Origin of the sequence: Kribbella speibonae (assembly GCF_004331375.1) — a bacterium.
Classification (GTDB): domain Bacteria; phylum Actinomycetota; class Actinomycetes; order Propionibacteriales; family Kribbellaceae; genus Kribbella; species Kribbella sindirgiensis.
Genome location: NZ_SJKC01000002.1, coordinates 1,590,707 through 1,613,869 on the forward strand (window position 1 = coordinate 1,590,707; position 23,163 = coordinate 1,613,869).

Sequence of the window (23,163 nt, forward strand, 5' to 3'; positions counted from 1 at the left end):
GAGCCTATGTGCTGCACCCGGCCGTTTCCCAACCAGCCCTTCACGGCTGTCCACAGGCTGGAGGTTCATCCGCCCGATCCGGCGCGGATCGGTGCACCTTCTCCGGTGACCGCACATCTCTGCGACGGAAGGCGCCCACCATGAGTCTCGGCGACACCCATCTGACAGTTCTGGGCTGGATCGGCAGCGATCCCGATTTCAAGGAGATCGGCCAGACCCCGCACACCAGCTTCCGCCTCGGCTCGACCCCTCGCCAGTTCGACAGATCGCTCAACACCTTCGTCGACAAACCCACCACCTGGTTCACGGTTCAGTGCTGGCGAGGCCTGGCGCAGAACGCCTTCGAATCCGTTCGCATCGGCCAGCCCGTGATCGTCACCGGCCGCCTGCGCACCCACGAGTGGACCGACGACTCCGGCGAACAGCACAGCCGCGTCATCCTCGAAGCCTTCTCCGTGGGCCACGACCTCAGCCGGGGTACGACGACCTTCACCAAGACCCCGCCCCGCTCGGAGTCCCTCACCGAATCCTCACCACAGCGCGCGGAGTCCCGCCCGGCGGAGACGACTGCCTCGCCGTACCCCGCCGACGAGTTCTCCACCACCACCCTCCCCCTCGCCCCGACCGCCCCGGCAGCGGAGGCGGCATGACTATCTCACTCTTGACTTATATAAACCCTGACCGGCATTCTGAGAATCGTCTCAGCAGCCGAGCAAGAGAGGGAACCCTTCGTGATCGACATCCTCGAGCGCATCAACGCGGTCCAGCGCGAGGTCAGCCGGACCGGCGAGACCGTGACGGTGGTGATGCGCCGCACCTATCGGGCCGAGCCGACGGAGGTGTGGGACGCCCTGACGGACCCGGAACGGATGCGGCGCTGGTTCATGCCCATCAGCGGGGACCTCACGATCGGCGGCTCGTTCCAGCTGGAGGGCAACGCCGGCGGCGACATCCTGGAATGCGACCCGCCGAAGAGCTTCAAGGTCACCTTCGGCGGCCCGAACAGCCTGCTCGAGCTGCGACTGCTCCCAGGCGCGGGCTCCTCCACCGAGCTCGAGCTCGAACACTCGATGGGCGAGGCCCCGGCCCCCGGCGGCTCCGGCGCGCTGTGGGTCGGCCCGGGCTGGGACGGCGCCCTGCTCGGCCTGGCGCTGTACCTCTCCGGCGAGCTGCCGGCCGACACCGACCCGGTCAAGATGGCCGACTTCCCCGAGGTCATCGACTACAACGAGCAGTCCGTCCGGGCCTGGATCGAAGCCATCCGGGCGTCCGGCACCACCACCGAGGAGGATCTCCTCAGCGCCGCCAAGATCTCCCTGTCGCAGTACGCGCCAGACGCCGAACTCTGACTGCGCGTCCTCTCAGCCGGGACTCGCAGCCGTCGAGCGTCGCCCGCCCGCCGGTAGGACTACTGGCGGGCGGTGGCGACGCTGTCGCGGCACTTGGTGTAGGCCGCCAGCTCCTCGCGGGCCGGCTCGACCACGTGGCTGTCGGCGACGTTGACCAGTTCGGCCCGCAGCGCGGTCGCCACCTGCCGGGACCGCCGCAACGCTCCGTTCGTGGCGGCCACCCGGCAGACGAAGGACAGCGCCAGTCCCAGGACGCCACCACCGACCAGCATGATCCAGGCGTAGAGGATGCCGTTCCACTCCGGCAGCGGCGGATCGTTCAGATCAGCGATCCGCGCCACCAGCAAGGCGATCAGCCACGCGGCACCGCCGAGCGTCACGAGGAACAGCAGCCACTGCACCACCCGGGCGAAGCTCCACCACCCGGGGTTGCTGGACACGCCGAGGTCCGTCCGCGCGACGGCCTGGTCGAGTTCGTCGCCGAGCGACTCCTCGCGCCGCCGGATCGCCGAACGCACCGAGTCCGCCCACGGGCGCGAAAGACCTTCGGCGGCTTTGTTCGTGATCGTGCGGACCGCCGCGTCCATCCGCGCCCGCTGCACTGGCGTTGCCGCAGGCAACGAAGAGTGGGCGATCGCGACCTCGCTGGCCGCGGACTTGCGCAACGCCTTGCCCTGCTCGCGCGACACCTGGTCGCCGTGCAGCCGCCGCAACGGATCCGGACGGAACCGGCCCAGCCACTTGGTCAGCGGCCATCCCGTCGCAGCCCGGGCCCGCTGCAGGTAGGAGCGCCGGACGGCGTCCGACACGACCGACAACCCACTCGCGTCCGCGAGCGAGTCGACGAGCTCGGTGACATCGGCCTCGGCGATCTCCGGCGTCTTGGCGTTGCCGCACTGACTCGCCATCCGGTCCGCGACCCGATCGACATCGGCCGCGAGCCGCACGCGCGCGGAGCGCTTGTTGCTGACCCGCTTGACCAGCAGCGAGCGGACCTCTTCCAGACCGTCGCCGCTGACCGCCGACGTGGCAACGACCGTCGGCGACTTGAGTCCGTCCGACTTGAGCAGCTTGTCCAGGTCGTCGAGGCAGCTCTTCCGCTGCTCCGGCGTCAGCTTGTCCATGTGGTTCAGCGCGAACACCATCACCCCGGAATGCGAGGCGAACGGCTTGATGTACCGGTTGTGCAGTGCCGCATCGGCGTACTTCTGCGGATCCACGACCCACACCAGCATGTCGACCAGCTCCACCAGCCGGTCGACGATCAAGCGGTGCTCCACCTCGGTCGAGTCGTGGTCGGGCAGGTCCAGCAGGACCAGTCCGTCCAGGTCCTCGGACCGGGCGTCCTCGAGCGAGCTGCGGTGCTGCACCTGGTGCCGGCGCGGGATGCCCAGCCAGGTCAGCACCTCACCGGCCGGTTCGTCACCCCAGACACAGGCGAGCGGCATCGAGCTGGTCGGCCGGCGCGTTCCGATCGCGGCCAGGTCGAGCCCGGTCAGCGCGTTGAACAGCGACGACTTCCCCGAGCCCGTCGCGCCCGCGAGCGCGACCACCGTCAGGTCACCCGACATCCGCAGCCGCTGCCCGGCCCGGTCGACGATCTGCGTGGCCTCGGTCAGCACCACCGGATCCAGCCGGCCGTCACCGGCCTCCGCGGCCGCCTTGAGCGCGTCGATCTTCTTCAGGACATCGGTCTCGGCCCGGGTCGGGGTCTCGACCGTATCCACTGTTTCCGTCACGTGCAGTCCTCCACCGCGCGCGCGGCCTCCGTCAGTTGCCTGGCCGTCTCGGCGTCGACCGGATGCTGGTCAAGGACAGCCAGATAGCGGGCGAATTCGGCATCCATCAGGGCATGAACCTTACCGTCAAGATCCTCGCGTGCCCTATCGACCATGCCCTGAACTGCCTTGTCGCCGAAAACTGCCTCCAGCAGCCGTCTTCCGACGACCGCGCTGCCCGCTCCGGCACTGGCCTGAGCACCCTTCGGGATCCCGGTCCCGCTGGCGAACACCACCACCATGAGCGAGAGGCCGAGCCCGTTGACGCCGTACTCCAGAATCCGTGCCGTCGACTTCTTGTCCGCGCCTTCCTTGCGGACCAGATCGAGGACGAAGGTCTGCCATTCCCGCACTGTGCGGCTCGCCGCCGCCGGGAACTCCGCCGACATCGCACCCAGCGACGCACCGTTGCCCTCGGCACCGTTCGCGGATCCCCCGCTACCGCCGGCGCTCGAAGCGGCCCCGGCGCGGTTCGCCTCGGAGGTGGCCAGGAGCTGGCGACCGGGGGCAGTTGCCTGCCACACCTTCTCGGCACGCTCCGCGGCAGCAACCGCGTGCTCGCGCAACAGCGACTCCAAGCCGGACTGGATGGCGTCGCTGACGTCGCGGGTCTCGGCCGGCTTGTTGCCGAGGGAGGTCTTCAACCGGTCCCGCAATCGGCCCGCGTTAGACTGCAGGCCCTTCAGCAGCTCGCCGGTCCCGACGAACTCCTGCCACCGCGCCAGCACCTCGCCGCGCAGCACCGTCCCGTCCTGGCACGCCTTCGCGATGTCCTTGACGCCCTGGTCGTACGCCGACTCGACCGACGTCCGCAGTTCGACAGCGGTCTCGGCCTGCGCCCGGACCGCGGCGGCGAACGGCGGGGCCTTCTTCACCATCGCACTGACCGCGCCCTGCAGGGTCCGGCGGACGACGGACGCCCGCGCCTCCGCGTCGGCGGCCAGGTCGACCAGCCAGTCCTTGATCGAGGCAACGGACGACTGCGGCAACATCCCGTTGCCGTCGACAACCGTCTCCTGGATCGAGAACAGCGGCGAGTCGCCGAGCCCGCGTTCGAGCAGCATCTGCGCGAGGTGCCCGGTGATGTCGTCGATCGTCTCGCTCGGCGCGCGGTCGAGCACGACCGCGACCGCCGTACTGCGATCCGACGCGCTCTGCAGGAACTCCCACGGCACCGCGTCGGAGTACCTGGCCGCCGTCGTCACGAACAGCCAGAGGTCGGCCGCCGCGAGCAGCTGGGTCGCGAGATCACGGTTGGCCTCGACGACGGAGTCGATGTCCGGCGCGTCCAGGATCGCCAGCCCGCGCGGCACGCTGTCGGCCGCGACCAGCCGCAGCTGTCCCGCGTCCTCCATCCCGCCCGGCTCGTCCGAACTCGTCCGCGCCATCCCCGGCAGCACCCGGTCCCCCACGAACCAGTCGGCATCCGCCGGATGATGAATCAGCACCGGCGACCGCGTAGTAGGCCGCAGTACGCCAGGCTCGCTGACAACCTTGCCGATCACGGTGTTGACCAGCGTCGACTTTCCGGCCCCGGTCGACCCACCGACCACCGCCAAGATCGGCGCCTCGAGCTGCACCAGCCGAGGCAGCAAGTAGTCATCCAGCTGATCCAGCATCGCCTTCTGCTGCTGCCGAGCCTCGTCAGCCCCCACAACCTCCAGCGGCAACTGACTCCCCGCCAACACCCCCCGCAACTTCATCAAAGCAGTAATCAAAGCCATGGCAGCCTGCTCAGCCACCAACCGCTCAGCCAACTGCTCAGCAGTCAACTCCTCCCCAGACTCCCCCTCCTCACCGCCATCTTCCGCATCTCCGGCAGCCGCCCCCTCACCAGGCTCCTCCGCAGCAACCCCCTCGCCGGCGTCGTCCGCAGCTTCTCCCGCCGACCCGTCACCAGCGCCCTCCGCGGTTTCCCCTACCGGCGCCCCGCCAGCGTCCTCCGCGGTTTCTCCTACCGGCGCCCCGCCAGCATCTCCAGCCGACTCCCCGCCAGCGTCCGCGGCATCTCCCGCCGACCCCTCACCGGAGCCCTCCGCAGCTACTCCGTCCGCCCCGTCGCCAGAGACCTCCACCGACTCGTCCCCGGAGCCATCCACAGCAGCGTCCCCAGGCGACCCCTCGCCCGCATCATCAGCCGCCACACCCGCAGCACCATCAGCCCGGCCTACACCCCCGCCAACATCCTCAGCCTCGTCAGCAGCGTCGCCAGCTCCGTCAGCACCGTCCTCACCCGCACCCACCGAGTCGTTGCCCGCAGCCCCATCCGAAGCCGCCCCGGCGTCCTCCCCGGCAGCGTCCTCGCCACCCTCCGAGGCGTCCGCCGTCTCCTCAACAGCCGCCCCACCCGCAGCCTCAGCCCCGTCAACCGCTCCAGATGTCTCAGCGTCTCCAGCCGCCTCAGCCTCCTCCTCGGCCCCACCCGCCGAGTCGTTGCCCGCAGCCCCATCCGCACCCGGATCCTCGCCAGCACCATCCGCAGCCACGCTCTCGTCGGCACCATCCGACCGGGCAGCGTCATCCGCCTGCTCATCCGCAGCCGAGCCATCGCCCTCACCCGCGCTGCCTGCCACAGCAGCTTCAGCGTCCGCGCTGGAGCTCCCATCCGCAGAATCAGCCACCGACTCAGCCGAGCCATCCTCCGCACCCGCAGACTCCGCGTCCGCAAGCTCCTCGTCTATGCCCTCACCCTGCGCGTCGTCGGCCGCGTCCGCCGCAACCTCATCACCGCCATCGGCACCCGCAGCGTCAGCTCCAGCCTCAACTGCAGCGTCACCGGCAGCCTCATCCGCTCCGACGGGTGCTTCGTCGTGAACGGGTGCAGCGTCGTGATCCGACTCCCCGTCGCCGACAACCGTCGCGTCCGCGCCCGCTGGTTCGTCAGCCTGAGCCGCAGCCCGCCCGTCCTCCGCCTGCCCATCGCCCGCAGCGTCCACCACAGCCGATTCTCCGGCGCTCTCCGGCTGCTTGGGGAGCCCGACGATGATGTTCCCGAATTCGAGCGGAAAGCCGTCAGGAGACTCGTCAGGCTCATACACAACCCCAACAGCCGAGCGCACCCGCTCGTCCGCACCCTCCGAAGCCACCTCGGCCCCCGACGCACCAGCCTCAACCGCCGCCGACCCACCCGAAGCCTGCCCGCCCGCTCCGGAGCCATCCTCGCCAGAGCCGTCGTCAGCCGAGTCAGCCTGAGCTGAGCCGTCCTTTGCCGAACCAGCCTCAGCTGAGCCGGCCTGCGGATCCGAGTCCACGTCACCTGTTTGCGCCGCCGCCTCGGCGTCGCCCGCACCCGTTGCCGAGGCGGTATCGGCCGAGCCGCCCGCCGCGTCGGCTTCCGCGTTGTCTGTCGACTCAGCAGAAACGGGCACCTGCTCGGCCGAGCCGTCCGCGTCTGCCGCCTTGGCGGCATCAGACGGCGAGTCGCCAGCGGCGGACGAGTCACCGGCACCAGATCCCGCACCTACAACAGCCGAGTCACCCGACGCCGGAACCGAGCCTGAACCCGTCTCCTCGACAGCCGGAGCCAAGGGCTGATTGCTCGGGCCGGAGTCATCAGGAGCAGCCTTGCGCCGCCGGCGCCGCCAGAAGCCGCGCGGCTTGGGGGTTGACTGAGCAATGAGGTTCGCCAGCTCCTGGGCAGGCTGATCCTGGCCCGGAACCCGCGGTTCCGAACCTTCACCAGCTGCTGACCTGGTGTCAGCCACGGTGTCCGCCCACGAGCACAGAGTGCCCGGTCGGACAGCGCAGAAGCAAAGTCATCGTCATCCCCGTTTGGCGGCGTGGACGGGTGGCAGTCACTGCGGTGGTGGATACGGACCGTATCCTCCCGGCGGTCCTTGTTGACCAGGGGGTCCCGGTGGGTAACTGGACTGACCGGCTGCGTGACCGGATTGCCCAGAGGGATACCCCGGCTGAGCGGGCGGATAACCGTCCTGAGGCCGCGGATAAGCGCCCGACCCACCCAGCGCACCCCCCGGTCCCGCAACGGGTCCAACGCCTGGGCCAACGCCCGGTCCGGGCAGTCCCCCGCCGGGTCCCATCGGCATGCCGGGCTGCCCGGGCGCACCGGCGTACTGCGGGGCGGCCTGAGCAAAGGCCGGCATCGGGGGGAACGGGATGCTCGGGCGCCGCGCGCGCAGCTCGTCGAGGAGTGCCTTCTCGGTCTCCAGCGCCTCGGGCCCGATCACCTGGCGGACGATCTTGTCTCGCAGGTAGGCCAGTTCGGTGGCGTTGTGCTGGAACGCCTTCGCTGCGACTTCCGCCTGGGAGCCGTACCGGCGCGCGTTCTGCCGCAGCGCCTTGCGCCCGCGCAGCGTCGCGATCAGCGGTACGTCCTGTGGCACCAGCCAGCCGAACCGCACATAGTCGTACAGCCTGGACGCGATCATCTGCCCCTCCCGGGACCGCATCACGAGCGCGAAGACGACGAGGCAGATGAACAGCGGCACCATCAGGCACAGGTACGCAAGGATGAAGCCCCCGCCGCCGGCCCAGCTCGCGGACGCGTTCCAGGCCGCGTGCGCCAGGACCGCGGCCAGATAACCGACCACCGGCGCCAGATACCGTACGACGGTACTTCGGTGCCGGATCGCGACGCCGATGCCGATCGCGGTGAACGATGTGAAGAGTGGATGCGCGAACGGCGAGATCACGCCGCGGATGATGAACAGCGCGAACGCACCGCGCAGACCGGCGTCGCTGCCGGCCTCCTCGGAGAGCGTGTTGAAGACGCGGCCGTAGTACAGGATGTTCTCGGTGAAGGCGAAGCCGACGCCCACCATCCCGGCGTACACGAGGCCGTCGATGATGCCGTCGAACTCCTTGCGCCGGACCAGCGCCAGCAGCAGGATCACGGAGCCCTTGGCGAACTCTTCCACCGGGGGCGCGACGAAGACGGCGGACCGGTCGCCGCCGACGCCGGTCTCGGCCAGCCGGTGCGACACCTCGGTGTTGATGAAGATCGCGGCCAGTGTGGCGATGAACGCGCCCCAGCAGAGCGCGAAGACGATGTATTTGGTCGGCTCGGGCTCGTACCGGTCGAGCCAGAGGTAGAGCGCGATCACCGGGATCACCGGGACGAACGCGAACACCAGGCCCCAGGTGAAGCCGCCGGCGCCGGTCGACTTGGCCACGATTCCGAAGATCACCAGGCCCGCGATCGCGAAGACCACCGCGATCACGATGCCGATCAGCACGCCGCGGTTCCGGCGCTGCCCGGGCACGGGATGTTTCCCGAGTACGTTGGGCTGCGGGTACGGTCCGCCGGGCGAGTACACCGACCCCGCCGCGGGTTGCGGCGCGCCGGACTGGCCTGGTGAGGGGTAACTCATGCCCCGCAGCCTAGTTGGGGTCCAGATCCAGCGGCAGGACCACCCACTCAGCGTTACCGGGATGGAACGACAACCCTGTACTTCGCCCCGCCCCGAACCGCCGCGATCAGGAACCCAGAGGCACGATCACCCGCCGATCTGAGAGACTCTTCCCTGCCACGCGCCCGTAGCTCAGCTGGATAGAGCGTCGGACTTCTAATCCGTTGGTCGCAGGTTCGAATCCTGCCGGGCGCGCCAGCTGTGACCAGGGCAGATACCGGAATCGGTGTCTGCCTTGGCTCGACTTTTGGAACAAATTTTCGAACACGCGTCCTGGTCTCCCGTCCCCGATGCGCTAAGGCGCGCACCGCGCTCGTCGGTCTCTGCCAGGATGGCGGCCATGGTGAGCTTCCACTCGCGGTATGTGTCCGGTGAACCCGACGATGTATGGCGCGACCTGCGCGATCTTGGTCTACGGGTCTTCGACACTCCCTACCGCGAGGACGCCGAGGCCGTGGCGCGCGAGTTCGCCGACCGCGCTCGCAGGAACGTCGAGACACTCGTCGAGCGGCTGCACGCCCAGGGCTTCCGTGCGGAGGTGAACGACGACGAGGGGACGCCGTGTCCCGCCCACGTTCCGCCGTCGCCGGGCGCGCCAGCATTGGCGGACTGGCTGGAGGAGACATTCGCGCCGTTCCCGATGACGGTGAGCGCGTGGATCCGGCAGGTGGGCGACGTGTGGCTCGTCGGGGAATTGCCGGGTTGGCCGTCCAGCGTGCTCGCGGATCCGCTGGTGGTGCAACTGGAATGCGCAGAGCAAGGGGGCTCGCGCTCCTACTACGAGGCTGAGCACGAGGCGTACCTGGAGGACACCGTGCGCCAGGACGCCGGCATCTCGTTTCAACTCGACTACGCGCCCGACGAGCTCCACAAGGCGAACATCAGCGGCGATGCGCCCTACGGCATCGACGTGCCGGGCCTGGGAATCGACGGAAAGGTGGGGCCGACGATCTGGTTTGTCGACGATCTCAACACCGCGTTCGCGGCCGGTGGCTTTCCCGGCGCGCTGTGGGAAGAGGGCTACCAGGACCCGCCCGCCGGACTGCGCGAGTCCCTCGCCGCAGGGCTCCTGCGGCTCTGACCCAGCTGCCATAAGACGGTACGACCTACAACTGAGCGGGCCGGTGCGGCCGGGGCGGTAGGAGTAGGTAGCCGAGGGTCATGCCGAGTAGGCAGGGTAGGCCGTGGTTGTCGTGGAGGGCTGTGCCGATCACGGCGAGGGCCGGTACGACGAACGCTGACATGCGCAGGTTCGTCGGGAAGGTGACGCCGTAGCGGCGGGACGCGACCATTACCACCACTGTCAGGGCACCGAGTAGGCCGGCGCTGCACATTGAGTTGCCTGCGCCGACTGGGTTGAGCCAGATGTAGCTCATGAACTGGCCGAACAGGCCGCAGCCGAAGTACAGGAGCAGCCAGCGCAGTCGGCCGAACACGCGCTCGGCGAGCGTGCCGACCACGGCCAGCCAGACCAGGTTGACGATCAGGCCGGCCGTCCAGCCGTCCTGGAAGAACATGCCTGTGATCAGGCGGTACCACTCGCCGTCGTCGATCCGGGCCGCGTCGCGCACCACGTGGTCGTACAGCGGTCGGTGGACGAGCTGGGCGACGCCGCAGGCGAGCGTCACGAGGAACACCGCGGCGGTCAGGACGGGTCGGCGGGGCCCGGTGGTGAGCGGTGCGAGGTTGGGCGCGACGGTGCCAGCGGTCATGGGGTGAATCTAATGGGGCGCTCTCAGGGAGTTCCTAGTGACTTCTCAGTTGGTTCTCGGGGCGATTCACGCGCGCCGTTCGTCTTACCTGTACGCGTGGGAAGGACGGACCGATGCATGCAGGAGTCATCGAAGGAGTACTACGGGGCCGGGAGCTGCGGTACGCCGTCGACGCTGTCGTCGTACTGGCCGGCATCCCCGGCGCCGGAAAGAGCACGTTCCTACGCCGTGTGTTCGCTGGCAACAACACAGTGCGCGTGCTCGACTCTGCGCACATCCGCGACCGCTGGATGCCCGTTCTCGGAGCGATCCCGTACGCCGTTTGGCGACCACTCGTCCATCTCGTGTACTACGTGACTCTCCTGAACGCGATGCGCCCAGGACGCGGGCCCCTGGTGATCCACGACTGCGCGACCCGCCCCTGGGCACGACACCTGATCGGCTGGCGAGCCCGCCGAGCCGGCCTGCCGCTCCACCTCATCTTGCTCGACGTACCAGGAGACGTGGCCCGCTCCGGTCAGTGGGCGCGCGGACGGGTCGTGCGGTCGACCAGCATGGAGACCCATTGCAGACGGTGGCCGGACGTGGTCGCGAGGGCCGCGACGGACCCGGGCGACGTGGTGCCGGGGGCGCTGTCGGCGGTCGTTCTGTCACGGTACGAAGCCGATCAGGTGGAGCAGATCGCGTTCGGTGACCACACCGTGAGGTCTGGTTGCGGCTGACCTCACACGGGAACATGTGGGTTGTCCAGGGACCCCGCCCACTCGGTCCCGTGATGCCTCAGGAGGACCCGTGAGGATCGAACGTACGTCACGCGTGCGCCGTACCGCGCAACTTCTGGCCGTTGTCAGTGCGGTCGCAGCATCCCTGTACGCCGTACCTGCGCAAGCGGCGTCGCCGGCCGCGCAGCTGTCCGCGGCGCAGTCCGCTGTTGAGCAGTCCGCCGTACGAGGGGTCGCGTGGTACACCGACGCGGCCGCGGGCAAGGTTGTCGTGACCGCCGACAGCACCGTGTCAGCCAAAGACCTTGCGTCGCTGCAGCGCGACGGTGTGCAGGTCAAGCGCACGAGCGGTGTCTTCAGGCCGCTCCTGGCGGCCGGCGACGCGATCTACGGCGGACAGTACCGCTGCTCGCTCGGCTTCAACGTGCAGAAGGGCGGTAGCTACTACTTCCTCACCGCCGGCCACTGCGGCAAGGTCGCCAAGACCTGGTACACCAACTCCAACCACAGCACCCTGATCGGCCCGACCGCGGGCTACAGCTTCCCTGGCAACGACTACGCGCTGGTGCAGTACACGAACACCTCGCTGAGCCACCCGGGCGGTTTCACCGCGGCCAACGCCTTTGTCGGTGAGAACGTCACCCGCAAGGGCTCGACGACCGGTGTGCACAGCGGCAAGGTGACAGCCCTCAACGTCACCGTCCGGTACTCAGGCGGCGGCAGGGTCGGCGGCTTGATCCAGACCACCGTCTGCGCCGAGCCGGGCGACTCCGGCGGCCCGCTGTACGACGGCTCCAAGGCGCTCGGCATCACATCGGGTGGTAGCGGCAACTGCAGCAGCGGAGGTACGACGTTCTTCCAGCCCGTCACGGAAGCCGCGAGCGCGTACGGCGTGACTGTCTACTGAATGATCTCGATCAACGAACGGTCCGGCCGCCCGGCCGGACCGTTCGCGTTCGAAAACTGTCGGCGGCGCCTGATTGAGTTGTTCCTCTCGATGGGGAGGAGCTGGGATGAAGGTTCGGGTCGGACGTGAGGTGCTGGCCGAGGCTGTTGGATGGGTCGCGCGGGGGCTGCCGAGCCGGCCGAGTGTGCCGATTCTGGCCGGGATGGTGGTCGAGGCGGCGGACGGGCAGGTGACGTTGTCCGGGTTCGATTACGAGAGCTCGGGGCAGGTGAGCGTGCCGGCCGAGGTGGCCGACGAGGGGCGGGTGCTGGTGTCCGGGCGGCTGCTGTCGGACATCTGCCGGAGCATGCCCCGGGACTCGGTGGATCTGAGCGGTGAGGCCGCTCGGGTCCAGGTCAGTAGCGGCGCGGCCCGGTTCGTCCTGCACACCCTGCCGCTCGACGAGTATCCGGCGCTGCCCGAGATGCCGGCGGTCAGCGGCGTGGTGGACGGGGACGTCTTCGCGCATGCGGTCGCGCAGGTGGTGAGCGCGGCCGGCCGGGACGACACGCTCCCGGTCTTCACCGGGATCCGGCTCGAGCTCCGCGGGTCGGCGATTTCACTGCTCGCCACCGATCGATACCGGCTGGCGGTGCGGACGTTGCCGTGGGAGCCGGTCGACGCCGGCGTCGAGGCGAACGTGCTGGTTCCCGCCAAACTGCTCGCGAACGTCGCCAAGGCGATGTCCGGGCACGAACTGACGCTTGCGCTCGGTTCGACCCGCACTGGGGACGGGTTGATGGGGTTCGAAGGTGGTGGGCGGCGGGCGACGAGCCGGTTGATCGACGGCGAGTTCCCGAAGGTTCGCGGCCTGATCCCGGCCGCGAGTGCGATCACCAGCACCGTCACTGTGGAGACGGCGGCGCTGATCGAGGTCGTCAAGCGGGTGGCGCTGGTCGCGGAGCGGTCGGCGCCGGTGCGACTCACGTTCGCAGACGGTGCGGCGACGCTCGACGCGGGCAGCGGCGAAGAGGCACAGGCGTCGGAGGCGGTCGAGGTTCAACTGACCGGCGACCCGGTGGTGACCGGCTTCAACGCCGGCTACCTCCTCGACGGACTCACGTCGCTGGGCACCCCGATCGCACATTTCGCCTTCACCCAACCCACCAAACCAGCCAACCTGACCGGCCTACGCTCCCCCGACGACGCACCGACGCCCGACTCCGCCTACATCCTGATGCCCATGCGCCTACCGACCTGATGTCAAACTGCCACCCTCGGCTCCGACCACCGGGAAAGACCGAGCGGAGGAGCAGCAGATGGAGTTCGAGCGGCACTGCGACCTGATCGTCGAGCAGGCTGAGTTGCTGGCCGGCCACCTGACCGAAGGCACAGACCTGGGTACCGCGGTCCCGTCGTGTCCCGGGTGGAACGTCGGGCAGCTGGTCCGCCACGTCGGCGGAGCGCATCGCGAGGCGACGGTTGTCGCCAGGACGGGCGAGACGCCGCCTGACGACGAGTTCCGCGAGCCGACGCGCTGGTACGCCGATCCGTCCGATCGCACCGTCACGGCCGTCCGCGAGCTCGCCGGGTGGATCGTCGACGGAGCCCGTGAGCTGGCCGAGGCGCTGCGTACGGCCGGTCCCGACGTACCGATCCACATGCCGATCGACGAGCCGACGACCCGGTTCACGGCACGGCGGATGGCGCACGAGACCGTCATGCATCGCGCCGACGCGGCGCTCGCGCTCGGGGCGGCGTACGAGCTGGATCCTGAGGTCGCGACCGACGGGATCGACGAGTGGATGGAGCTCGGGGCGCTCCCGCTCCACTTCGAGGTGCACCCGTGGATGCGCGAGCTCCTCGCCCCGGGCCGCACGCTCAGGTTCGCCGCCCCGGAGCAGTCGTGGGTCGTCGATCTGACCGGCGACGCGATCCGTTGGCGGCACAGCGTGGAGCCGACCGCGGTGACGGTCCGCGGCCCGCTCACCGACCTCCTGCTCCACCTGTACAAGCGCCGCGACAACAGCATCGAGGTCGAGGGCGACAGGGACCTCCTCGACTACTACCGGGAGCGAGTCAGCTTTGGATGAGGACGTCATCGCGCGGTACCTCGCGCGACGCGACCCGGTCGATCACCCGGTGGAGCTGATCGTGTTGATGGGCTCGGCGGTGCTCGAGTCGGTGGAGGTCGCGGCGGAGGCGTATCGGGTGTACTCCGCCCCGATCCTGGTGAGCGGCGGGATCGGGCATTCGACCCAGTACCTCGATGACGCGGTACGGCGACGCGGACTCGACCTGGCCACGGGCCGGCCCGAGTCGCACGTGTTCCGGGACCTCCTGCTCAGGTACGGCGTACCGGCCAAAGAGGTCAGCGTCGAGGATCAGTCGACGAACTGCGGCGAGAACGCGGAGTTCACCCGGCGGATCATCAGCACGCCGCAAACCCTGTTGCTGATCCAGGACCCGACCATGCAACGCCGTACCCACGCCTGTTTCGAGCGCTCCTTCGCCGATCTCCCCGGTACGACGCTGCTCAGCCAGGCCCCGCTCATCCCATGGATCGGCGACCAGGTCAGCGCCGGCCCGGACACCCCCGAGATCTGGACCCTCGACCGCTTCTGCTCTCTCATCCTCGGCGAGATCCACCGCCTCTCCCCCGACGTCTACGGCCCTCAAGGCCGCAACTTCATCGACCACATCGACGTACCCGGGGAAGTACTTGCCGCCTACAACCGTCTCGTTGCCGCGTACCCGGCGTCCGGCCGTCATCCGTAGGTCGCACCTCGGGATCGTGCTCAGGGCTGACGCTCACCGGACCGTCCGCCAGCACACTGGGACGCGATCCCGGACGAAAGGATGGCTGTGGAACCCTCACGGGCCAGGTTGCACGAGATCGACTTGTTGCGGATCGTCGCAGCGGTCTCGGTGATGGCGTACCACTATCTGTTCTCCGCGTACGCCGGTGGGCTCAGCGACCTGCGCTTTCCGCACGCGGACGTGGTTGCGCGGTACGGGTACCTCGGCGTCGACCTGTTCTTCACGATCAGCGGGTTCGTGGTGCTGCTCAGCGCGTGGGATCGCAGCCCGCGGTCGTTCGTGATCTCGCGGGCGGTCCGCCTCTATCCGGCGTACTGGGTCGCCGTGACGCTCACCACGATCGTCTCCGTCGGACTCAGCCAAGGACGGTTCCCGGTCTCGCTCCCGCAGTACCTGGCGAACCTGACGATGTTCAACTCGCTGCCGAACATCGAGAACGTCGACGTCGTCTACTGGACGCTGTGGGCCGAGCTGCGGTTCTACGCGATGATCCTGGTCCTCACCTGGGCCGGCATCACCGCGCGCCGGGTCACGTACTTCTGCTGGGCCTGGCTGGCCGCGACCTTCGTGTTCCAGGCCGGGCTGTTGCCGCACGCAACCGACCTGATCCTGAACACCCAGTTCTCGCACTACTTCATCGCCGGTATGGCGCTCTGCCTGATCCATCGGTACGGCGTGACGCCGCAGACGCTCGCCATCGTCGCGATCTCACTCGGCAACGCGATCTACCGGGGAGTCGGGTTCGCCGACCGGGTCGGGATCCGGTACCACACCGACCTGCACCGCCCGGTCGTCGTCGTGATCATCGTCGCGATCTTCGCGATCATGCTCGCCGTCGCGCTCAAGCTGACCTCGAGAATCGGCCGGCCGTGGTTCGCGGTCCTCGGCGCACTCACCTACCCGCTGTACCTGGTGCACGCGCACATCGGCTTCATCATCTTCGAGCGCCTCGGCGACCAGGTGAACCATGTCCTCCTGGTCGCCGCGACGATGCTCCTGATGACCGGCGTCGCGGCCGCGCTGCACCACGGCGTAGAGCAGCCGCTGGCGCCACGCCTCAAACGCCTACTCGACCGGCGCCCAGTTCACGCAGTGAGGAAGTAGTCCGACAGCACTCGTGTGAGCGTCTCCGGCGGCAGCGTGTGGAACGTCCCGTCATGTCCTTCCACCGTGCCCTGCGGTATCGCGGCGACTGCCTCCCGCACGGACCGCTGCAGCCATTCCGGACTCGCATTGCTGTACAGCCCCAGAGTCGGTACGTCGACGGACGTCAGCAGCTCCACCGGTACGGCGCTGTCCCGCATCTGCAGCGCGTCGTACACCAGTGTGTGCGCCATAGCCTCCAGACCGGCCCACATCGGCGTCTGCTTGATCTGCTCGACCACCTCCCGTGGCTGACCGACCGCCTCGACCATGAACAGCTCAGCCGCACCAGCGGGGTTCCCGGCCGCGACGTGCTCCTGCAGCCGCTCCAGGTATCGCTCCGGCGCCGGAGGGGCGCCCTCAACGCGGAACGGCGGCTCCACGACCGCCTGCTTCTCGAACTGCAGACCTGCCTGCAGCAGCACCATCACCCCGGACGAGAACGCACACGCGAACTGCGTGTCCGTCGCCGACCGGATCGCGTGCAGGTCCTCCCACTCCCGCTCCACGGCGTACGGCGTCGTGTCACCGGAGTCACCGCGACCACGCCGGTCGTACGGAACCACCGTGAACGCCGACGACAGCGCCTCGGCGTACTCCGCGAAGTACGCGCGGCCCGTGAACGCGCCGGCGATCAGCACCAGACCGGGTCCGCTGCCGGTCACGTCGTACGCGAGCTCGGTGCCGTCCTTCGAAACCACCTTGTTCATCACACAGCTCCTTCTGGCAGAAGTACTTCTGCCAAACCGTCGAACGACGCCGGCACAGCAAGACACAGTGTGACCCAGTTCACATCGAGGTCAGGATCTACCGGGCTCCTGCATCCGTCACTACAGTTGGATTATGTATACAGGCGACTGCACACCAGCCCGGGATCGTTGATGCTGCTCCGGCAGCTGGAGTACCTCGTCGCCCTCGCCCGCGAGAAGCACTTCGCCCGGGCGGCGGATGCCTGCTACGTCTCCCAGCCGTCCCTGTCCGCCGCGATCCGCAAGCTCGAGCAGGAACTCGACGTACCGATCGTGCGCCGCGGACGCCGCTTCGAGGGCCTGACGCCCGAGGGCGAGCGGGTGCTGCTCTGGGCTCAGCGGATCCTCGCCGAGCAGGACGCACTCCGGCACGAGCTGTCGATGATGCGCGGCGGTCTGAACGGCACGCTCCGGCTCGGCGCGATCCCGACCGCGATGCCGGTCGTCTCGCTGCTGACGACACCGTTCTGCGAGCGGCACACCAACACCCGCGTCACGCTCGAGTCGTTGTCCTCGCGGGACATCACGCAGAAGCTCGCGGAGTTCGAGCTGGACGTCGCGATGACGTACCTCGACGACGACACGCTCGGCCAGGTGCGCAAGACGCCGCTGTACGAGGAGCGCTACCTGCTGCTCACCCCGAACCACAGTGAGCTCGCCGACCTGCCGGTGGCGACGTGGGCGCAGGTCGCCGAGCTGCCGCTCTGCCTGCTCTCCCCCGACATGCGCAACCGCCGCATCATGAACGGGTACTTCACCGACGACGGCGTGACCGCGACACCGTCCATCGAGAGCGACACGGTCTCCGGTCTCTACAGTCACCTGCACGGCAACCACTGGTCGACGGTGATCTCGCACGCGTGGCTGCACATGTTCGGCGTACCGGACGGGATGCGCGTCGTACCGCTCAAACGTCCGGCGCATGGCCCGCGGGTCGGCCTGGTCATCGCCGCTCGGAGCCCCGAGCCCGTACTCGCCCGCGCACTGCTCGACGTCGCCCGGCAGGCCGGCGTCCAGAAAGCTCTCGACGCCCTGCTCGACGTGCACTTGATGGGTTCGGGCTATCTCGACATAGCGAGCAAGTCTTTGACCGTCGGTCCCTGACCCGGCGATGGTGGAAATCCCTCCAGAACAAGGAGATTCCCATCATGGCGAAGATTGTGTGCGTGCTGTACGACGACCCCGCCGCCGGCTACCCGTCGTCGTACGCGCGCGACGGCATCCCCTCGATCGAACGCTACCCGGACGGTCAGACGGCCCCGAGCCCGAAGTCGATCGACTTCACACCGGGAACGCTGCTCGGAAGCGTGTCCGGCGAACTCGGACTGCGCGATTTCCTCGAGAAACAAGGGCATACGCTCGTCGTCATCTCCGACAAGGAGGCCGCCCTCGACCGCGAGCTTCCCGATACCGATGTGGTGATCTCGCAACCGTTCTGGCCCGCGTACCTGACGGCTGAGCGGATCGCGAAGGCGCCGAAGCTCAAGCTGGCCGTCACCGCCGGGATCGGGTCCGACCATGTCGACCTGGACGCGGCGATCGACGCCGGTATGACGGTTGCCGAGGTCACGTACTCCAACAGCATCAGTGTCGCGGAGCACGTGGTGATGATGATTCTCGGGCTGGTGCGGAACTACCTCCCGTCGTACCAGGTGGTGGTCGACGGCGGCTGGAACATCGCGGACTGCGTCGCGCGCTCGTACGACCTGGAGGGGATGCACGTCGGCACCGTCGCCGCCGGCCGGATCGGGACCGCCGTACTGCGGCGGCTGGCGCCGTTCGACGTGAAGCTGCACTACACCGACCGGCACCGGCTGCCGGAGTCGGTGGAGCGCGAACTCGGGTTGACGTTCCACCCAAGCGCGGCCGGGATGGTCCCGCACTGCGACGTGGTCACGATCAACGCGCCGCTGCACCCGGAGACCGAAGGGCTGTTCGGCGACGATCTGCTCGGCAGCATGAGGCGCGGCACGTACCTGATCAACACCGCCCGGGCGAAGATCGCGGACCGCGACGCGATCGTGCGGGCCCTGGAGAGCGGCCAACTGGCCGGGTACGCCGGGGACGTCTGGTACCCGCAGCCGGCACCGGCCGACCACCCGTGGCGGACCATGCCTCACCACGGCATGACACCGCATATCTCCGGCTCGTCACTGTCCGCGCAGACCCGGTACGCCGCGGGTACGCGGGAGATCCTGGAGTCCTGGTTGAGCGGTACGCCGATCCGCGACGAGTACCTGATCGTCGACGGCGGGCGACTGGCCGGCGCCGGTGCGCACGCGTACTCCACCGCGGTGCAAGCCACTGTGTAAGCGGGATCACGTGAGATCTGGGCATGACTCGTCAGTACACCTGGTTGAATGTATACAGAAGCCAGAATTCAAGGAAGGGTTGAAATGATCTTCACACGTAGGTTCGGTGCTCTGGCGGCGCGGCCGCAGTTCCCGGATGCCCCGGAGCTGCAGGAGCTGAGCACCCCGGTCGACCTCGACGCGGAGCTCGCCAAGCTGACGGCCGAGGACGCCCGCAGCACTCACGACGACGACCGCCGGGCAGCCGGCGAGTCCGCCGCCTGACCTCCGGCGTGCGAGACACCTCGCACCGGAGCTATATGTCCGGTCATGGCACTTGGTAGACTGTCTACCAAGTGCCATGACTGTAGGACCGGAAGGGACCTCATGACGACCATCAGCGCAGGCCCAGGGGCGGGTGCGGAACCGGCCGGTGTGCGGCACGTCAAGCGCCCGCAGCCATTGCGGGAATCGGTGTACGAGGCCCTGACCGAGATGATCATCGACGGCACCCTCGAGCGCGGCCGGCACCTGGTCGAGGTCGAGCTCGCCGGGATCCTGGGCGTCTCGCGACAGCCGGTCCGCGAAGCCCTGCAGCGGCTGAACAACGAGGGCTGGGTCGATCTGCGGCCAGGGTTCGGCGCGATGGTGCACGTTCCCGCCGAGGACGAGGTCGACCAGTTGCTCGCGGCCCGCGCCGCGCTCGAGTCGGAGTCCGCGCGACTCGCGGCCCGGCACGCGTCCAAGGACGATGTCGCCAAGTTGCGGGAGCTGTGCAAGGTCGGCACGACGTACCAGGAAGCCGGCGACATCGACGGCACCGTACGGACGAACGCCGAGCTCCACAGCCTGATCACCCAGATGTCCGGCAACCGTTTCCTCGTCGACTTCGCCGCCCAGGTCGACCGCCGCGTCCGCTGGTACTACACCCCCGTCGCCCCCGTCCGCGGAGCGGCGTCCTGGCGCGAACACAACCGCCTGGTCAAGGCCATCAGCGAAGGCGACGAAGACAAAGCCGCCCAGATCATGCGCGAACACACCGAACACACCCGCAAGGCCTACCACGACCTCCAGTCGACAACGGATCCCGCAGAAACACCCGAACCCGAAACCACCCGCCGCCGTCGCCGGGGCTAAAGCCGCACCTGGTAGGCAACGAGACGCTCGATCACCCGAAACCCGTGCTTCAGGTACAGCTCCTGAGCATGCGTCGGGCTCTCACCGTCGACCGTGAGCGTCATCGGGGTCAGCTCGTTCTCTCGGCAATACATCAGCACGGACGCCAACAGCGCTGAGCAGATGCCGCGTCCTCGCCAAGCCGGGACGGTTCCGATCGGACCGAGTTCGACGCCACGGTGCCCGCGCCTGAACCCAAGAACGAAGCCCGCTACCTGATCTTCGGGAGTCAACGCCAGTACGCCGAGTTCCGCGGCAAACGCATCGCTGCCGGCGAGCAGCGCCCAGGCTTCAGCGCCATGGGGTTCGACCACCCGCTGGTCGCGGTACGACTGCGCGTAGGCGGTCTCGAACTCACCTGGCAGTACCTCCGACCATCGGCCGACGCGAAGAGGCACAGGAAGAGCCGGCGCCCCCTGCGGCCAGGTAGTCCCGTCATGGACCATCGTCCAGAGCGGATAGGCGCGCTCGAACCGGGGATCATCGACCGTTTGCTCGTCGGGCAACGAGATCTGCAAGACACTCTGGCCAGGCGTAGAGCTCGCCAGGCGAATCAAGCGGTCCAAGACCTCACGGTGCTGTTCCGAGTCCCGACGTACCCACCAGGCACCGTAGCCCCGCGCATGACCATCGGCCGGCGGGAGAACCGCCACCGCCGCGGTCCCCTCGTCGGCGATCTCGACGCGCCAGGACCGCAGGAAAGCCGACACCTCATCAGAGCTGACGCTGCTACCCGACACCTCGCTCGCCAACTCAGCCAGAAACACCACGTCACCCGCACCCGCAGAACGCCACCCCATCGCCATCCCACCAACCATCCCCCGGCCGAACGGACCTTGTCCACAGACGTCCGGCGTACTCCTGCAGCGCGACCGGCCCGCCGGGCGCACTCGACCGCCACCGTGAAGCCCGTGAGCGGACCTGTACCACTCACCAACCGGACTGCGTGGGGCGTCCTCCCGCTCCGCTCCGGCTGCTTGTCCGCTGATCGCCGCGCTTGATGAGTGCTGCAGATCCGGCAGCACGAGACGCGCCACCGCCGGAGGCGGCAACAAGAGTGCCGCCGCGGAGCGGTGTCGTTTCGTGTAGGCGCCCGCAACCCGGGGTGGGTTGCGGGCGACTGGGTTAGCTTCGGCGGCCGGTGGCGGCTTTTCGGGCTGCTAGGGCGGTGGCCAGGTGGGTGTATTGCTCGACCACGCGGCGTGCGTACTGGTTGCGGTCGAGGATGTGCGGCCACCAGAAGCGACCGATTTGTTCTTGCATCCAGAGGAAGCCGATGGCGAATCCCATGCTCACCAGGGCACGGAAGGCGAGGAACTTCCACGGTTCCGGTGGCAGGCCGGGTGAGCCGGTGATCACCCAGGCGGTGACCACCGAGTGCACCAGGAGCGCCAGCGGGAACGCGATCACCCAGTAGACCGCCGCCGGCGCGAACACGCCCGCGGGGACTTTGCCGAGCGCGACCAGTACGGCGTACCCGGATCCGAACAGCATCAGTGGTACGCCGAGACCGAGCCCGGTGACGACTGCCCAGCCGGCGGGCTGGCCGACGAACGCGGCCAGCCCTCCGGCGATGAGTCCCGCTGCCGCGCCGACCGACGCGGCCGGGAGGCAGTACTCCGCCAACTGCTTGTAGGAAGCCATGTCAGCCCACAGCCACGCCGAAGCGGAAGAGGCAGTAGAACAGCATCCCGAGGTAGAACACCGCTCCGAACCCGATGATCACGTTCCGCACCGGGCCGGGACGGATCTTCTTCGGCAGCAGCAGGTTGTTGGTCAGCAGCAACACGATGCAGTACGCGCCCATCGCGAACGTGGACAGGAACGCGAGCGTGTCCAGGATCCCCGCCGGACCGTCGGCCGGCCCGAACAGCAGGATCAGGATCCCGAACAGGATCACGCCCCACAGGAACCCGGCGTACAGCCGCGACATCGAGAACCGTTTGGCGCCCGGTACGAAGTAGTACGTCATGTCCGCCTGGCCGCGGGAGAACGAGTCGAACAGACCGAGGGTCGCGTTCAGCCCGATCAGTGCGATGAAGGCGAAGAACAGCGTCCCGAGGATCGGCGAGCCGGCCGACGCGAACGCGTCCGACATCGCCTTCAGCGCCGCTTCCCGGTCACCGCCCTCGATCAGCGTGGCGACGTTCGGGTTCTCCCGGGACGCCGACATGGCGAGCACGGTGAACGAGACCGTGACCAGCATCGTGATACCCCAGAAGAGCAGCAGCGCGTCGAACGTGACCCACTTGCGCCAGCCCTTCCACTTCGCCATCTCGGCCGGGTCCTCGGTGTCGAACATGAACCCGCGCGACGGCATCGACTCCGCCTCGTTCGCGGCCCGCAGCCCGCGGATCTTCGGGATGTGCGCGCCCATACCGGCGCCGCTGTCCCGCAGTTGCAGCGTGTACCACATCTGCTGCATCCCGGACGGCCCCGCGAACGCGATCGAACCGACCACGACCGGGAACCAGGCCGACGTCATCGCGTCGTCCGGGAAGTACCCGAACGCGAACATCCCGGACAGGGTGCGGCCGAGGTCGTCCCAGTTGCCGACGATCGCCGCGATCACCGACGTACCGACGACCAGCAACCCGATCAGCAGACCGAGGAGCTTCTCGAGGAAGTTGTAGATCACCGACAGCAGGCTGAACAGCACACCGACGAACACCAGAGCCACGCACGCGGTGACCTGCCAGGGTATGCCGGTGATCTCCTCGAACGCGGCCGCGCCGGCGGACAGATGGCCCGGCCACATGTAGATCAGGATCGCCGCCGCGTAGAAGAACCACATCAGCGGTTTGAAGATCCGGGCCGCGCCGAAGAAGATGCTCTCCCCGGTGGCCATCGCGTAACGCGCCATCTCGAGCAGCACGAACGCCTGCAGCGTGACACCGACCATGAACAACCAGCGGATGTCCGGCCCGAACACCAGGACGAGCCGGGGCCACATGTACGACTCCCCCATACCCACACCCAGCGCGACCAGGAACACGGTCGGGCCGAGGATGTGCAAGGAGGGCGGTGCGTCCGGAAGCTTCCGGATCGGCATCGGTTCGAGCCTGCCCGCTTTCCAGACCTTCTCGGTCGCAGAGGCCGCGGCCGGCTCTTCGGGTACTTCTGAGGTCTTGCTCGTGACGTCCAAGGCGGACTCCTTAGTTCGACGCC

22 protein-coding genes and 1 tRNA gene are annotated in these 23,163 nt (G+C 68.3%); 14 read left to right on the forward strand and 9 right to left on the reverse strand.

The window, feature by feature from the left end; all coding sequences use genetic code 11:
- Positions 1–140: 140 nt before the first annotated feature.
- Both E0H92_RS20830 and E0H92_RS20835 read left to right on the forward strand, forming a co-directional pair.
- On the forward strand, positions 141–650 hold the full coding sequence (locus E0H92_RS20830; RefSeq protein WP_131497348.1) for a single-stranded DNA-binding protein: 510 nt from the start codon (positions 141–143) through the stop codon (positions 648–650).
- An 81-nt stretch (positions 651–731) separates the two neighbouring features.
- Entirely contained in the window at positions 732–1,349 is a 618-nt protein-coding gene (locus E0H92_RS20835) for an SRPBCC family protein (RefSeq protein WP_165549854.1), read from the forward strand.
- A 59-nt stretch (positions 1,350–1,408) separates the two neighbouring features.
- On the opposite strand, the gene E0H92_RS20840 is transcribed toward E0H92_RS20835, so the two are convergent.
- From E0H92_RS20840 to E0H92_RS20855, 4 genes are all read right to left on the reverse strand, one after another.
- Positions 1,409–3,088 carry a GTPase gene (locus tag E0H92_RS20840; RefSeq protein ID WP_131497349.1) on the reverse strand — a complete coding sequence of 560 codons (1,680 nt, stop codon included), beginning with the start codon at positions 3,086–3,088 and terminating at the stop codon, positions 1,409–1,411.
- A complete protein-coding gene (locus E0H92_RS45110; RefSeq protein WP_238152440.1) occupies positions 3,085–4,830 on the reverse strand; it encodes a GTPase family protein in 1,746 nt (581 codons plus the stop codon). The genes E0H92_RS20840 and E0H92_RS45110 overlap by 4 nt, the downstream gene beginning before the upstream one ends.
- A 974-nt stretch (positions 4,831–5,804) precedes the next feature.
- Positions 5,805–6,047 (reverse strand): hypothetical protein, encoded by a 243-nt coding sequence (locus tag E0H92_RS45115; protein WP_131497350.1) that lies wholly within the window; start codon positions 6,045–6,047, stop codon positions 5,805–5,807.
- An 874-nt stretch (positions 6,048–6,921) separates the two neighbouring features.
- Positions 6,922–8,457 (reverse strand): PrsW family intramembrane metalloprotease, encoded by a 1,536-nt coding sequence (locus tag E0H92_RS20855; protein ID WP_131497351.1) that lies wholly within the window; start codon positions 8,455–8,457, stop codon positions 6,922–6,924.
- A gap of 160 nt (positions 8,458–8,617) precedes the next feature.
- Between E0H92_RS20855 and E0H92_RS20860 the strand changes: the two genes are divergently transcribed.
- Together E0H92_RS20860 and E0H92_RS20865 are read left to right on the forward strand one after the other, a co-directional pair.
- Positions 8,618–8,694: transfer RNA gene (locus E0H92_RS20860), tRNA-Arg, on the forward strand.
- 133 nt (positions 8,695–8,827) lie between these two features.
- Positions 8,828–9,577, forward strand: a complete 750-nt coding sequence (locus E0H92_RS20865) for a uroporphyrinogen-III synthase (protein ID WP_131497352.1) — start codon at positions 8,828–8,830, stop codon at positions 9,575–9,577.
- Positions 9,578–9,602: 25 nt separating this feature from the next.
- On the opposite strand, the gene E0H92_RS20870 is transcribed toward E0H92_RS20865, so the two are convergent.
- Positions 9,603–10,208, reverse strand: coding sequence for a rhomboid family intramembrane serine protease (locus E0H92_RS20870; RefSeq protein WP_131497353.1), 606 nt, complete (start codon positions 10,206–10,208; stop codon positions 9,603–9,605).
- A gap of 113 nt (positions 10,209–10,321) precedes the next feature.
- Here E0H92_RS20870 and E0H92_RS20875 point away from each other — a divergent pair, with 113 nt between their 5' ends.
- From E0H92_RS20875 to E0H92_RS20900, 6 genes are all read left to right on the forward strand, one after another.
- Complete coding sequence (locus E0H92_RS20875; RefSeq protein WP_131497354.1) at positions 10,322–10,930, forward strand: AAA family ATPase; 609 nt, start codon at positions 10,322–10,324, stop codon at positions 10,928–10,930.
- Positions 10,931–11,000: 70 nt separating this feature from the next.
- A complete protein-coding gene (locus tag E0H92_RS20880; RefSeq protein WP_131459424.1) occupies positions 11,001–11,837 on the forward strand; it encodes a S1 family peptidase in 837 nt (278 codons plus the stop codon).
- A gap of 106 nt (positions 11,838–11,943) precedes the next feature.
- Positions 11,944–13,077 (forward strand): DNA polymerase III subunit beta, encoded by a 1,134-nt coding sequence (gene dnaN / locus E0H92_RS20885; protein ID WP_131497355.1) that lies wholly within the window; start codon positions 11,944–11,946, stop codon positions 13,075–13,077.
- Between the two features lie 58 nt (positions 13,078–13,135).
- Positions 13,136–13,909, forward strand: coding sequence for a maleylpyruvate isomerase family mycothiol-dependent enzyme (locus tag E0H92_RS20890; protein ID WP_131497356.1), 774 nt, complete (start codon positions 13,136–13,138; stop codon positions 13,907–13,909).
- Positions 13,902–14,594 (forward strand): YdcF family protein, encoded by a 693-nt coding sequence (locus tag E0H92_RS20895; protein WP_238173510.1) that lies wholly within the window; start codon positions 13,902–13,904, stop codon positions 14,592–14,594. Before E0H92_RS20890 ends, E0H92_RS20895 begins: the two co-directional genes overlap by 8 nt.
- An 87-nt stretch (positions 14,595–14,681) precedes the next feature.
- A complete protein-coding gene (locus E0H92_RS20900) occupies positions 14,682–15,740 on the forward strand; it encodes an acyltransferase family protein (RefSeq protein ID WP_165549857.1) in 1,059 nt (352 codons plus the stop codon).
- Here E0H92_RS20900 and E0H92_RS20905 read toward each other — a convergent pair.
- Positions 15,722–16,489, reverse strand: coding sequence for an alpha/beta fold hydrolase (locus tag E0H92_RS20905; RefSeq protein WP_131459428.1), 768 nt, complete (start codon positions 16,487–16,489; stop codon positions 15,722–15,724). The two genes, E0H92_RS20900 and E0H92_RS20905, sit on opposite strands and share 19 nt — an antisense overlap.
- 171 nt (positions 16,490–16,660) lie before the next feature.
- On the opposite strand from E0H92_RS20905, the gene E0H92_RS20910 reads away from it, so the two are divergent.
- The 4 genes from E0H92_RS20910 (at position 16,661) to E0H92_RS20925 (ending at position 19,956) form a co-directional block, all read left to right on the forward strand.
- Positions 16,661–17,632 carry a LysR family transcriptional regulator gene (locus E0H92_RS20910; protein ID WP_131459429.1) on the forward strand — a complete coding sequence of 324 codons (972 nt, stop codon included), beginning with the start codon at positions 16,661–16,663 and terminating at the stop codon, positions 17,630–17,632.
- A 44-nt stretch (positions 17,633–17,676) separates the two neighbouring features.
- Complete coding sequence (locus E0H92_RS20915) at positions 17,677–18,840, forward strand: NAD-dependent formate dehydrogenase (RefSeq protein WP_131459430.1); 1,164 nt, start codon at positions 17,677–17,679, stop codon at positions 18,838–18,840.
- A gap of 84 nt (positions 18,841–18,924) precedes the next feature.
- Positions 18,925–19,104 carry a hypothetical protein gene (locus tag E0H92_RS20920; protein ID WP_131459431.1) on the forward strand — a complete coding sequence of 60 codons (180 nt, stop codon included), beginning with the start codon at positions 18,925–18,927 and terminating at the stop codon, positions 19,102–19,104.
- 102 nt (positions 19,105–19,206) lie between these two features.
- Positions 19,207–19,956: a GntR family transcriptional regulator gene (locus tag E0H92_RS20925; RefSeq protein ID WP_131459432.1), complete on the forward strand. Its 750-nt coding sequence runs from the start codon at positions 19,207–19,209 to the stop codon at positions 19,954–19,956.
- Here E0H92_RS20925 and E0H92_RS20930 read toward each other — a convergent pair.
- From E0H92_RS20930 to E0H92_RS20940, 3 genes are all read right to left on the reverse strand, one after another.
- The gene (locus E0H92_RS20930; protein WP_165549859.1) at positions 19,953–20,801 is read right to left on the reverse strand and encodes a GNAT family N-acetyltransferase; all 849 of its coding nucleotides are present in this window, start codon (positions 20,799–20,801) and stop codon (positions 19,953–19,955) included. The genes E0H92_RS20925 and E0H92_RS20930 overlap by 4 nt on opposite strands.
- 319 nt (positions 20,802–21,120) lie before the next feature.
- Positions 21,121–21,639 (reverse strand): hypothetical protein, encoded by a 519-nt coding sequence (locus tag E0H92_RS20935; protein ID WP_131497359.1) that lies wholly within the window; start codon positions 21,637–21,639, stop codon positions 21,121–21,123.
- A gap of 1 nt (position 21,640) precedes the next feature.
- Entirely contained in the window at positions 21,641–23,140 is a 1,500-nt protein-coding gene (locus E0H92_RS20940) for an Nramp family divalent metal transporter (RefSeq protein ID WP_131459435.1), read from the reverse strand.
- Positions 23,141–23,163 lie beyond the last annotated feature (23 nt).

Bases quoted from the DNA above. Each gene is read 5' to 3' on its own strand.
- E0H92_RS20830 (WP_131497348.1), top strand. From the start codon at position 141: ATGAGTCTCGGCGACACCCATCTGACAGTTCTGGGCTGGATCGGCAGC.
- E0H92_RS45110 (WP_238152440.1), bottom strand. From the start codon at position 4,830: ATGAAGTTGCGGGGGGTGTTGGCGGGGAGTCAGTTGCCGCTGGAGGTT.
- E0H92_RS45115 (WP_131497350.1), bottom strand. From the start codon at position 6,047: ATGGGCAGGCGGAGGACGGGCGGGCTGCGGCTCAGGCTGACGAACCAG.
- E0H92_RS20855 (WP_131497351.1), bottom strand. From the start codon at position 8,457: ATGAGTTACCCCTCACCAGGCCAGTCCGGCGCGCCGCAACCCGCGGCG.
- E0H92_RS20865 (WP_131497352.1), top strand. From the start codon at position 8,828: ATGGCGGCCATGGTGAGCTTCCACTCGCGGTATGTGTCCGGTGAACCC.
- E0H92_RS20870 (WP_131497353.1), bottom strand. From the start codon at position 10,208: ATGACCGCTGGCACCGTCGCGCCCAACCTCGCACCGCTCACCACCGGG.
- E0H92_RS20875 (WP_131497354.1), top strand. From the start codon at position 10,322: ATGCATGCAGGAGTCATCGAAGGAGTACTACGGGGCCGGGAGCTGCGG.
- dnaN (WP_131497355.1), top strand. From the start codon at position 11,944: ATGAAGGTTCGGGTCGGACGTGAGGTGCTGGCCGAGGCTGTTGGATGG.
- E0H92_RS20890 (WP_131497356.1), top strand. From the start codon at position 13,136: ATGGAGTTCGAGCGGCACTGCGACCTGATCGTCGAGCAGGCTGAGTTG.
- E0H92_RS20905 (WP_131459428.1), bottom strand. From the start codon at position 16,489: ATGAACAAGGTGGTTTCGAAGGACGGCACCGAGCTCGCGTACGACGTG.
- E0H92_RS20910 (WP_131459429.1), top strand. From the start codon at position 16,661: ATGCTGCTCCGGCAGCTGGAGTACCTCGTCGCCCTCGCCCGCGAGAAG.
- E0H92_RS20915 (WP_131459430.1), top strand. From the start codon at position 17,677: ATGGCGAAGATTGTGTGCGTGCTGTACGACGACCCCGCCGCCGGCTAC.
- E0H92_RS20920 (WP_131459431.1), top strand. From the start codon at position 18,925: ATGATCTTCACACGTAGGTTCGGTGCTCTGGCGGCGCGGCCGCAGTTC.
- E0H92_RS20925 (WP_131459432.1), top strand. From the start codon at position 19,207: ATGACGACCATCAGCGCAGGCCCAGGGGCGGGTGCGGAACCGGCCGGT.
- E0H92_RS20930 (WP_165549859.1), bottom strand. From the start codon at position 20,801: ATGGCGATGGGGTGGCGTTCTGCGGGTGCGGGTGACGTGGTGTTTCTG.
- E0H92_RS20935 (WP_131497359.1), bottom strand. From the start codon at position 21,639: ATGGCTTCCTACAAGCAGTTGGCGGAGTACTGCCTCCCGGCCGCGTCG.